General features: G+C 70.1%; 13 protein-coding genes. 6 read left to right on the top strand and 7 right to left on the bottom strand.

Annotation, left to right across the window (positions count from 1 at the left end):
• Nucleotides 1-14: 14 nt before the first annotated feature.
• The 3 genes from H9I38_RS08245 to nadE all read right to left on the bottom strand — a co-directional run bounded on the left by H9I38_RS08245 (nucleotide 15) and on the right by nadE (nucleotide 2,049).
• On the bottom strand, nucleotides 15-725 hold the full coding sequence (locus H9I38_RS08245) for a YdhK family protein (protein ID WP_226338314.1): 711 nt from the start codon (nucleotides 723-725) through the stop codon (nucleotides 15-17).
• A 114-nt stretch (nucleotides 726-839) separates the two neighbouring features.
• Nucleotides 840-1,205 carry an RNA-binding S4 domain-containing protein gene (locus tag H9I38_RS08240; protein ID WP_226338313.1) on the bottom strand — a complete coding sequence of 122 codons (366 nt, stop codon included), beginning with the start codon at nucleotides 1,203-1,205 and terminating at the stop codon, nucleotides 840-842.
• 16 nt (nucleotides 1,206-1,221) lie between these two features.
• Complete coding sequence (gene nadE / locus H9I38_RS08235) at nucleotides 1,222-2,049, bottom strand: ammonia-dependent NAD(+) synthetase (protein ID WP_226338312.1); 828 nt, start codon at nucleotides 2,047-2,049, stop codon at nucleotides 1,222-1,224.
• Nucleotides 2,050-2,150: 101 nt separating this feature from the next.
• Between nadE and pyrE the strand changes: the two genes are divergently transcribed.
• From pyrE to H9I38_RS08220, 3 genes are all read left to right on the top strand, one after another.
• Nucleotides 2,151-2,723 carry an orotate phosphoribosyltransferase gene (pyrE, locus tag H9I38_RS08230; protein WP_413463537.1) on the top strand — a complete coding sequence of 191 codons (573 nt, stop codon included), beginning with the start codon at nucleotides 2,151-2,153 and terminating at the stop codon, nucleotides 2,721-2,723.
• Between the two features lie 59 nt (nucleotides 2,724-2,782).
• Nucleotides 2,783-3,382, top strand: coding sequence for a YczE/YyaS/YitT family protein (locus H9I38_RS08225; RefSeq protein ID WP_226338309.1), 600 nt, complete (start codon nucleotides 2,783-2,785; stop codon nucleotides 3,380-3,382).
• A gap of 83 nt (nucleotides 3,383-3,465) precedes the next feature.
• Nucleotides 3,466-4,458 (top strand): 2-hydroxyacid dehydrogenase, encoded by a 993-nt coding sequence (locus H9I38_RS08220; protein ID WP_226338308.1) that lies wholly within the window; start codon nucleotides 3,466-3,468, stop codon nucleotides 4,456-4,458.
• Here the strand turns inward: H9I38_RS08220 and H9I38_RS08215 are convergent.
• The 4 genes from H9I38_RS08215 to H9I38_RS08200 form a co-directional block, all read right to left on the bottom strand.
• The gene (locus tag H9I38_RS08215; protein WP_226338306.1) at nucleotides 4,455-4,667 is read right to left on the bottom strand and encodes a hypothetical protein; all 213 of its coding nucleotides are present in this window, start codon (nucleotides 4,665-4,667) and stop codon (nucleotides 4,455-4,457) included. The genes H9I38_RS08220 and H9I38_RS08215 overlap by 4 nt on opposite strands.
• Complete coding sequence (locus tag H9I38_RS08210; RefSeq protein WP_226338305.1) at nucleotides 4,664-4,933, bottom strand: hypothetical protein; 270 nt, start codon at nucleotides 4,931-4,933, stop codon at nucleotides 4,664-4,666. The genes H9I38_RS08215 and H9I38_RS08210 overlap by 4 nt, the downstream gene beginning before the upstream one ends.
• Nucleotides 4,934-5,026: 93 nt before the next feature.
• Nucleotides 5,027-5,875, bottom strand: a complete 849-nt coding sequence (locus H9I38_RS08205; protein ID WP_226338303.1) for an HAD-IIA family hydrolase — start codon at nucleotides 5,873-5,875, stop codon at nucleotides 5,027-5,029.
• A gap of 35 nt (nucleotides 5,876-5,910) precedes the next feature.
• Nucleotides 5,911-6,486 carry an SRPBCC domain-containing protein gene (locus H9I38_RS08200; RefSeq protein ID WP_226338301.1) on the bottom strand — a complete coding sequence of 192 codons (576 nt, stop codon included), beginning with the start codon at nucleotides 6,484-6,486 and terminating at the stop codon, nucleotides 5,911-5,913.
• Between the two features lie 101 nt (nucleotides 6,487-6,587).
• On the opposite strand from H9I38_RS08200, the gene H9I38_RS08195 reads away from it, so the two are divergent.
• The 3 genes from H9I38_RS08195 to fbaA all read left to right on the top strand — a co-directional run bounded on the left by H9I38_RS08195 (nucleotide 6,588) and on the right by fbaA (nucleotide 9,249).
• Nucleotides 6,588-7,244, top strand: coding sequence for a TrmH family RNA methyltransferase (locus tag H9I38_RS08195; protein WP_226338299.1), 657 nt, complete (start codon nucleotides 6,588-6,590; stop codon nucleotides 7,242-7,244).
• Between the two features lie 75 nt (nucleotides 7,245-7,319).
• Complete coding sequence (locus tag H9I38_RS08190; protein ID WP_226338298.1) at nucleotides 7,320-7,745, top strand: VOC family protein; 426 nt, start codon at nucleotides 7,320-7,322, stop codon at nucleotides 7,743-7,745.
• Nucleotides 7,746-8,226: 481 nt separating this feature from the next.
• Nucleotides 8,227-9,249: a class II fructose-bisphosphate aldolase gene (gene fbaA, locus H9I38_RS08185; RefSeq protein ID WP_226338297.1), complete on the top strand. Its 1,023-nt coding sequence runs from the start codon at nucleotides 8,227-8,229 to the stop codon at nucleotides 9,247-9,249.
• The last annotated feature ends 14 nt before the right edge of the window (nucleotides 9,250-9,263 follow it).

Genomic DNA, 9,263 nt, shown 5'->3' with positions numbered 1-9,263 from the left:
CTGGGACTGCCCGCTCAGGAGTGGTCGGCCGGAGCCAGCTCGTCCTCCTGCATCCACAGGTGGTTCCGCATGAACGAGCCGTCCGTCCCGCGCACATCCAGCATGTAGACCGGCGTGGTCACGACCTTCTCGATCGTGGCCCGCGCGCCCTTCATCCCCGGCATGTGCTCGGCCGTGAGGACCACCCGGTCTCCGGCCTTGTGGCTCGCCTGCCCCTCAGTCTCCTCGCGGACCACCCAGCGGTGGTTCTTCACGGGCGCCCCGCCCGTGGTGGGCGTGTAGGTCACCTCATACGTCTGGGTCGAGTACACGCCCGTCACCTTGGCGCCGGCGCCCTTCATGCCGGGCATGTGGCCTGCCGTCAGCTTGACCTGCGTGCCCACGGGGTACTTGGCGTTCGGGGCGGGGGCCATGCCGGCCGGTGCGCCAGGGCTGCTGTGGCCGTGGGTGTGCCCGTGTCCGCCTCCGTTCTGTCCGCTCCCGCCGTGGCCGCTGTGCGCTCCGCTGCCGTGGTGCCCGCCTGCCGAGGCGGACGAGGACGGCGCGCTCGCCTCCGCCTGGTCCGAGCCGGAGGCGGAGGGGGCGCTGCTCGAGGCTCCGGGAGCCGAGCCGGATCCTCCGCAGGCGGCGAGCAGAACGGAGCCGGTGAGTGCCCATGCTGCGAGCACGGGCCTGGCCGCGCGGTTCTTCAGAGACGAGCGGCGGAAGGGGACGGTGGGCGGCATGAAGCTCCTCGCGGGGAATTGAGGGAAGACTGCCCCGCCAGCATAGCAGACGAACGCTATATAAAGAACCCCCTCAGGCCCAGAAGCGAGATGCCCGCTGCCGTGAGGGCCCCGCTACTCCTTGCGCCAGCCCCGCAGCTCGTCGAGCTGCCGCCGCTCCCGTTTGGTGGGCCGCCCGGCGCCGCGCTCGCGGACGGGCACCGGCGGGATGAGCGGCTTCTCCCGCTTGGGGGTGTGGTCGATGTACTGCTTCGCCGCCACGGGAGCGCCCACGCGCTTGGCGATGAGCCCGGTCACCTCCAGGTGCTGGTCGAACCCCTGCTTCCTCACCCGGATCCGGTCCCCGATGCCGACGGTCGTGGCCGCCTTGACCGGCTCGTCGTTGACGCGGACGTGGCCGCCCCGGCAGGCCGCGGTGGCCGCCGAGCGCGTCTTGTACAGCCGCACGGCCCAGAGCCAGGCGTCGATGCGCGTGCTCATCGCTCCTCCTCGGGACTCAGCCCTGCTTCCACCAGGTGTCGAACACCGTCACCGGCGTCGTGCGCTTGTGGCGGGACGCGAGGAACTTCCGCTGGATGGCCGCGCCCGCCTCGGGGGAGACCTGCCTGCCCTCGAGGAAGTCGTCGATCTCGTCGTAGGAGACGCCGAGCTCGTCCTCGTCCGTCCGGCCCGGGTTGCCGTCGAGCAGATCCGCCGTCGGCACCTTCTGCCAGAGGGGCTCCGGCGCCCCGAGCTCCCGGAGCAGCGCGCGGTTCTGCCGCTTGTTGAGGCCGTAGAGGGGGAGGACGTCCGCGCCGCCGTCGCCGAACTTGGTGAAGAAGCCCGTGACGGACTCGGCCGCGTGGTCCGTGCCGATGACCACGAGCCGCTTCTCCCCGGCGAGGGCGTACTGCGCGATCATGCGTGCGCGGGCCTTGACGTTGCCCTTGTTGAAGTCGCTGAGCGGCTGGCCGGCGGTCTTCTCGAACTCCTCGGCGAGGCCGTCCACGCCCGGCTTGACGTTGTAGGTCCACTCGCGGTCCGCGCGGATCCAGTCCATGGCGGCCTGCGCGTCCGCCTCGTCCTTCTGGACGCCGTAGGGCAGGCGCACCGCCACGAACTCCGCCTCGTGCCCCTCGGAGCGGAGGCGCTCGACGGCGAGCTGCGCGAGCCGGCCCGCCAGGGTCGAGTCGATGCCGCCGGAGATGCCCAGCACGAAGCCGCGCGTGCCCGTGGTCCGCGCGTACTCCGCGAGGAACCCGACGCGCTTCTCGATCTCCTCGGCGGGGCTGATCTCGGGCTTGACGCCCATCTCGGCGATGATGTGTTCCTGGAGCGAGGTCATGCGACCAGCGTAGTCCCGTGCGCTGCAGCGCGGGCAGGGGCGGTCGAGGGCCGGACGGGGTGCGCACTGGCGTCGTCGTCACGGTGAGATCCCCTCGTAGAATGGCGAGCATGACGCACATCGACGCCGCTGACCGCGCCCGCCTCCTCGAGCTCGTCAAGGAGCTGGCGATCGTCCACGGGAGGGTGGTCCTCTCCTCCGGCAAGGAGGCCGACTACTACGTCGACCTGCGCCGCGCCACGCTCCACCACGAGGCCGCGCCGCTCATCGGGCGCGTCATGCTCGGCATGCTCGACGACGCCGGTCTCGAGTTCGAGGCCGCCGGCGGCCTGACCATGGGCGCCGACCCGGTGGGCACTGCCGTGCTCCACGCCTCCGCCGCCGCGGGCCGCCCGATCGACTCGTTCGTGGTCCGCAAGGCGGCCAAGTCCTACGGCATGGGCCGGCAGGTCGAGGGCCCGGGAGTCGAGGGCCGCACGGTGGTGGTCCTCGAGGACACGTCGACGACGGGCGGCTCGGCCCTCACCGCCGTCGAGGGCGTCCGCAAGGCCGGCGGCACCGTGGCGGCCGTGGCCGTCATCGTGGACCGGGACACGGGCGCCAAGGAGCGCATCGAGGCCGAGGCCGGCGTCCCGTACCTCACGGTCTTCACGAAGGAGGACCTGGGGCTGTAGACCGTCCGGCATTCGGCCCGGCCCCGCTCCTCGGGCCGCCGCTCCGCTAGCGTGGCCCCATGGACCGCCGACTTCCCCGCCGCATCATCCAGCTCCTCGTCTCCCTCTGGATGTTCGGCGTCTCGATCGGCCTCATCCTCCGCGCCGGGCTCGGCCTTCCGCCGTGGGACGTGCTGCACCAGGGCCTGGCCCACCGGTTCGGCCTCAGCATCGGCACGGTGGTCATCGCCGTCGGCGTTCTCCTGCTCCTGCTCTGGATCCCGCTCCGGGAGAAGCCGGGCTTCGGCACGCTCGCGAACACCGTCCTCATCGGCCTCTCCCTCAACTGGACCCTCTCGTGGATGCCGGCCGCGCACGGGCTGGCGGCGCAGATCGCCATGCTCGTCGGCGGCGTGGTGCTCAACGGCATCATGATCGCGAGCTACATCGGCGCCGGCATGGGGCCCGGTCCGCGCGACGGCCTCATGACCGGCCTCACCCGCGTCACCGGCCGGTCCACGCGGCTCGTCCGCACCGGGATCGAGGTCGCGGCCCTTCTGGCGGGGTGGGCCCTGGGCGGCACCCTCGGCGTGGGGACGATGGTCTACGCGCTCGGCGTCGGGCCCGTGGCCCACCACTTCATGCCGATCCTCGACGCCCGCCCGCGGCCCGCGCGCTAGCCTGAGGGGAGACCGGACCGCGCCTGCGCGCTCGCCGCGCGAGGCGCGCGGTCCGAGAATCCGATTCGCTCGAAGGAGAAGCCATGACCTCTCGTTTCCTCGTCACCGCCGAGATCCCCGAGCCGGGCCTCAGCATCCTGCGCGAGGCGGGGGAGACCACGGTGCTGCCCGAGCTGCCCTCGCCGGAGAGGCTGACCGAGCTCCTCGCGTCTGGGGACTACGACGCCGTCATCACCCAGATGGCGGACAAGGTCACCCCGGACACGCTCAAGGACGCGCAGGTCAAGGGCATCAGCAACTACGCAGTCGGGTTCAACAACATCGACGTCGAGGCCGCCACCGCGCGCGGCATCGGCGTGAGCAACACCCCGGGCGTGCTCTCCGACGCGACGGCGGACATCGCGTTCCTCCTGCTCCTCTCCGTGGCCCGGAGGCTCCGGGAGGCGGACGAGCTGGTCCGCTCCGGGCAGTTCAAGGGCACGGGGCCCATGTTCATGCTGGGGCACGACGTCACGGGCCAGACTCTCGGCCTCGCCGGCTTCGGCCGGATCGCGCGGGCGATGGCCCGCCGCGCGCTCGGGTTCGGCATGAAGGTGGTGTTCTCGCCGCGGCCGCCGCTCGAGCGCGAGGTCTCCGACGAGGAGCTCGGCGAGTTCGCGGGACGGGTGGAGCAGAAGCCGTGGGACGAGATCGTCGAGACCGCGGACTACATCTCCCTCCACGTTCCGCTCACCGACGACACGAAGCACCTCATCGACGCGGACGCGCTCTCGCGGATGAAGAAGACGGCGATCCTCGTCAACACCGCCCGCGGCCCCGTGGTGGACGAGGCCGCGCTGGTCGAGGCCCTCAACACAGGCGAGATCGCCGGGGCGGGCCTGGACGTCTACGAGGCGGAGCCCGCGCTCGCAGACGGCCTCGCCGAGGCACCGAACACCGTGCTGCTGCCTCACATCGGCTCGGCCACGGAGCAGACGCGCTCCACGATGGCGGAGATGGTGGCCCGCGACGCTATCGCCATGGCCCGGGGAGAGAAGCCCGAGAACCCGGTCAATCCGGAAGTGTTCGGGGGCTAGGCGCGGTCTTTCCCCGCGGTCCGCGTGAGCGCGGTGAAGACCAGGATCGTGCTGATCAGAGCTGTTGCTCCGAGGACGAGGGCGGCGGGGCTTCCCGCGCTCGGCGCCTGGCGTGCCAGGGCCAGGACCCCGACGACGGCCGCGGCGTGGATGACCGCCAACGGCCACGCCCAGCGTGTGCACAGGGCGCGGCTGCGGGCGCTGCTCATGCGTGCCGCCCGGCGTCCCGCGGCGGGGTGCGCCGCGCGTGGTGCTGCGCTTCGTGCGCGTGAGCCTTGTCCCGCTGGCGGGCGATGATGACGACGGCGATCGAGCCGACGAGTGGGAAGACGAGCGCCAGGAGGCAGCCGAGGATCTTCTCGTTGGAGGTGAGGTGCCTGCGCGTCACCACGAAGACCACCGCTGCGATGGGGACGACCACCAGGGCGAGGACCAGCACGAGGAAGACCGCGTGCGAGGGCTGAAGACTGGCCATGGGGCGAGGCTCCTTCCAGGAGGCGTGCGAGTGTGAGGCCAGATTAGACCTCGCCGGACCGCTCGCGCGGCGGAGAGCGCCTTGTGTGACGAACTATGACGCAGATTCCTCAGATCCGCCTTCCCCTGATCCGTCCGTTCCGTCCTCGTCCCGCAGGCGCTTGACCAGGTCTTCCACCCCGTCGAAGGAGTAGTCCGGGCTGAAGGGGAAGACGTCCACGTCCGACTCGCTCGTGATGCCCGTGTAGACGAGCACCGTCTGCAGGCCCGCCTCCATGCCGGCCACGATGTCCGTGTCCATGCGGTCGCCGATCATCGCGGTGGTCTCCGAGTGCGCGTCGATCCGGTTGAGGGCGGCGCGGAACATCATGGGATTGGGCTTGCCCACCACGTAGGGCTCCCGCTTGGTCGCCGTCGTGATAAGGGAGGCCACCGCGCCGGTGGCCGGGAGGTCGCCCTCCTTGGAGGGGCCCGTGGCGTCCGGGTTGGTGGCGATGAAGCGCGCGCCGGCCTGGATGAGGCGGATGGCCTTGGTGATGGCCTCGAAGGAGTAGGTGCGGGTCTCGCCGAGCACCACGTAGTCGGGCTCGGAGTCCGTGAGGATGAATCCGGCCTCGTGGAGCGCCGTGGTCAGGCCGGCCTCGCCGATGACGAACGCCCGGCCGCCCGGGTGCTGCCGCTTGAGGAACTCGGCCGTGGCGAGCGCGGAGGTGAAGATGCTCTCCTCCGGGACGTCGAACCCGGACTGGAGCAGGCGCGCCCGCAGATCCCGGGGCGTGTAGATCGAGTTGTTCGTGAGGACGAGGAACCGCTTCCCCGTCTCCCTCCACCAGTCGATGAGCTCGGCGGCCCCGGGCAGCGGGTGGCTCTCGTGGACGAGCACGCCGTCCATGTCGGTGAGCCAGCATTCGACGTCGTTCAGGGTGCGGGCGGGGGCTGCCATGGTGCTCCTCGGGTCAGGCGGTCACCCTCATTCTGTCACTGCGGCGCAGGCTCCTCGCCCGGCGTCCAGCTCGGCGTGAGCCCGAACTTCTCCGCGTACGCGTCCCGCAGGCGCTCCCACCCGTAGGGCATGGACTCCATGCCGAGCACGGGGGACGCGTCGTCGCCGTCGGCCAGGGTCTCCAGGGTGGCGAGGCAGATGTGCCAGCCGGCCGCGCACGCGAGGACCATGTCATCGGTTGAGCACGTCTGCGTGAGCCTGAGGTCCGTGTAGCCGTCCGCGGGGGAGAGCTCCCAGTCCAGGGTCTCGGCGCCCCAGTGGTGCTCGAGGCGGGAGGGCGGCTCGAACGCGGTGACCGAGCCGTCCACGGGATCGCTCGAGGGGTCCTCCTGCAGTTCGTATTGGCCGGTGCCCGCCATGTCCCGCGTGGGGACGCACGGGGACCACTGGGCGGTCCCGGCGGCGGTGGTCAGCATCCGCCACACCCACTCGGGCTCGCGGGCGAGGCGGCGCTCGAGCGTGAGCGCCGACTCCGCGTCGAACCTCGCCTCCTCGATCGAGTTCTCCTCGATGCGGCGCAGCACCGCCTCCTGAAGGCGGGAATCTGACATGGGGAGCCCCTTCGTCGTTGGCATCCGCTCCACCTAAACACGGATCGTCTCGGATGTGGAGACGCGATCTCACCATCCGGATTCTGCGTACGCTGGTGTTCATGCAATCGGAGGAGACGACGACGGCGGCCGAGCGCGCCGTCGCGGAGCACATCGTCGGCGTGGGTCCGTGGGAGGGGCCGTGGCCCGAGGACGAGCGCTACGACCCCGAGCTGCTCGAGCGCGGCGACCGGCGGAACGTCCTGGACCGGTACCGCTACTGGACCATGGAGGCCATCGTGGCGGACCTGGACTCCCGCCGGCACCCGTTCCACGTGGCCATCGAGAACTGGCAGCACGATCTCAACATCGGCACCGTGGTCCGCACCGCCAACGCGTTCAACGCCGCCGCCGTCCACATCATCGGGCGGCGCCGCTGGAACCGGCGCGGGGCCATGGTCACGGACCGCTATCTGCACGTGCACCACCACCCGGATGTGGAGTCCTTCGCGGCCTGGGCGCGCGAGGAGGGGCTGACCGTGCTCGGCGTGGACCTGTTCCCGGACTCCGTCCCGCTGGAGACCTACGACCTCCCGGAGCGCTGCGTGCTCGTCTTCGGCCAGGAGGGGCCGGGGCTCTCGCCGGAGGCGGTCGAGGCGGCGGAGTCCACGCTCTCCATCGAGCAGTTCGGCTCCACCCGTTCCATGAACGCCGCCTCCGCTGCGGCCATCGCGATGCACGCGTGGGTCCGCCGCTGGGCCTTCGGTCAGCGGGTGTAGCCGGTATATCCTCGGGAGCGTGCGGCCCGGAGTCTCCGCGCCGTGAAATCCTCACCTCCTCGAAGGAGCATCCCCATGACCACGCTGAACCCCTATATCAGCTTCACGAACAACGCCCGCGAGGCGATGGACTTCTACAAGGAGGTCTTCGGCGGCGAGCTCAACGCGATGACCTTCGGCCAGATGGGCGAGACCGGTGAGATCAAGGACCTCATCATGCACTCCATGCTCACCACCCCGTCCGGCTTCACGCTCATGGGCGCCGACTCCCCGAGCCCCGAGCACCCCGTCACGTACGGCGACAACATCCAGATCTCCCTCTCCGGCACCGAGGCGGACGAGCTCCGCGGCTACTGGGAGAAGCTCGTCGAGGGCGGCGAGATCGAGGTGCCGCTCGAGAAGCAGATGTGGGGCGACGAGTTCGGCATGGTCAAGGACCGCTTCGGCGTGAAGTGGCTCGTCAACATCACGGGCCAGCAGGGCGGGCAGCAGGGAGCCTAGGCGGCCGCCGTCGTCGTTCCCTGCCACAGGGGGCGTGCGCGGCTCCGGCGCTTTCTTTCCCGACCGTTCGGTGAACAGCAGGTGAAGCAGCGTCACGGTTCCGTATCGCTTCGGCGAAATCGCCCCGGAACCGTTGACTCGGCGGGCCTGCCGGCGGAATCTCTTGGTGTGGCTACTGATCGGTAGACACAGATCGAATCACGAATCAAGGAGAGTTCCATGGACTGGACCGCGCTCATTCAGCACTTCATCGAGCTGGGCAAGACCATCGCCGAGATCGTCAAGATCATCATGGGCATGGTGGGCTGACGCCGTTCCCACACCCCCATTCCGGAGGGCTCCGCGCTGCGGGGCCCTCCGGTTCCGTTTCCGGGCGGCCTGCCGCCCGAGGGCGTTCCCCTGACGTGTCCAGAGAGCGCTATTAGGATGGTGGCAAGGCGGCCTGGAAAGGCCGGTCCAGCCGACAACGAGGGAGCAGACGATGCCCATTGTGACGCCCGACAAGTACAACGAGATGCTCGACGCCGCCAAGAGCGGCGGGTTCGCCTTCCCGGCGATCAACGTGACCAGCTCTCAGACCCTCAACGCGGCGATCCGGGGCTTCGCGGAGGCGGGCTCGGACGGCATCGTCCAGGTCTCCACGGGCGGCGCGGCCTACTGGTCCGGCTCCTCCGTCAAGGACATGGTGACGGGCTCGCTCGGCTTCGCGGCGTTCGCGCGCGAGGTGGCCAAGAAGTACGACGTCAACATCGCGCTCCACACGGACCACTGCCCCAAGGACAAGCTGGACGGCTTCGTCCTCCCCCTCCTGGAGGCGTCCGAGGCGGAGGTGAAGGCGGGCCGCGACCCGATCTTCTCCTCCCACATGTGGGACGGCTCGGCCGAGACCGTGGAGGAGAACCTCCGCATCGCCGAGGACCTGCTCAAGCGCACGGCGGCCGCCAAGATGATCCTCGAGGTCGAGATCGGCACGGTCGGCGGCGAGGAGGACGGCGTCGAGAACGAGATCAACGAGAAGCTCTACACCACGGTCGAGGACGGCCTGAAGACGGTGGAGGCGCTCGGCTCCGGCGAGAACGGCCGTTACATCACGGCCCTCACGTTCGGCAACGTCCACGGCGTCTACAAGCCGGGCGGCGTGAAGCTGCGCCCCGAGCTCCTCAAGAAGATCCAGGACGAGGTCGGCGCGAAGATCGGCAAGAAGGACCCGTTCGACCTCGTCTTCCACGGCGGCTCGGGCTCGACGGCGCAGGAGATCGCCGACGCCGTGTCCTACGGCGTCATCAAGATGAACGTGGACACGGACACGCAGTACGCGTTCACGCGTCCCGTGGCCGGGCACATGTTCGACAACTACGACGGCGTCCTCAAGGTCGACGGCGAGGTGGGCAACAAGAAGGCCTACGACCCGCGCGTGTGGGGCGCCAAGGCCGAGGAGAACATGGCCAAGCGCGTGGTGGAGGCCTGCCAGAACCTCGGCTCCGCCGGCAAGTCCGTCAAGTAGTCGAGGGGGGCGCC

Source organism: Arthrobacter sp. UM1, assembly GCF_020483305.1.
In the GTDB taxonomy this organism is placed as follows: domain Bacteria; phylum Actinomycetota; class Actinomycetes; order Actinomycetales; family Micrococcaceae; genus Falsarthrobacter.
The sequence above is the reverse complement of the archived record's forward strand: the minus strand, read 5'-3'. Positions and strand labels throughout refer to the sequence as shown.

Excerpts from the sequence above, each read along its gene's own strand:
- H9I38_RS08245 (WP_226338314.1), bottom strand. The coding sequence starts at position 725 with ATGCCGCCCACCGTCCCCTTCCGCCGCTCGTCTCTGAAGAACCGCGCG.
- H9I38_RS08240 (WP_226338313.1), bottom strand. The coding sequence starts at position 1,205 with ATGAGCACGCGCATCGACGCCTGGCTCTGGGCCGTGCGGCTGTACAAG.
- nadE (WP_226338312.1), bottom strand. The coding sequence starts at position 2,049 with ATGACCTCGCTCCAGGAACACATCATCGCCGAGATGGGCGTCAAGCCC.
- pyrE (WP_413463537.1), top strand. The coding sequence starts at position 2,151 with ATGGCGAGCATGACGCACATCGACGCCGCTGACCGCGCCCGCCTCCTC.
- H9I38_RS08225 (WP_226338309.1), top strand. The coding sequence starts at position 2,783 with ATGGACCGCCGACTTCCCCGCCGCATCATCCAGCTCCTCGTCTCCCTC.
- H9I38_RS08220 (WP_226338308.1), top strand. The coding sequence starts at position 3,466 with ATGACCTCTCGTTTCCTCGTCACCGCCGAGATCCCCGAGCCGGGCCTC.
- H9I38_RS08215 (WP_226338306.1), bottom strand. The coding sequence starts at position 4,667 with ATGAGCAGCGCCCGCAGCCGCGCCCTGTGCACACGCTGGGCGTGGCCG.
- H9I38_RS08210 (WP_226338305.1), bottom strand. The coding sequence starts at position 4,933 with ATGGCCAGTCTTCAGCCCTCGCACGCGGTCTTCCTCGTGCTGGTCCTC.
- H9I38_RS08205 (WP_226338303.1), bottom strand. The coding sequence starts at position 5,875 with ATGGCAGCCCCCGCCCGCACCCTGAACGACGTCGAATGCTGGCTCACC.
- H9I38_RS08200 (WP_226338301.1), bottom strand. The coding sequence starts at position 6,486 with ATGTCAGATTCCCGCCTTCAGGAGGCGGTGCTGCGCCGCATCGAGGAG.
- H9I38_RS08195 (WP_226338299.1), top strand. The coding sequence starts at position 6,588 with ATGCAATCGGAGGAGACGACGACGGCGGCCGAGCGCGCCGTCGCGGAG.
- H9I38_RS08190 (WP_226338298.1), top strand. The coding sequence starts at position 7,320 with ATGACCACGCTGAACCCCTATATCAGCTTCACGAACAACGCCCGCGAG.
- fbaA (WP_226338297.1), top strand. The coding sequence starts at position 8,227 with ATGCCCATTGTGACGCCCGACAAGTACAACGAGATGCTCGACGCCGCC.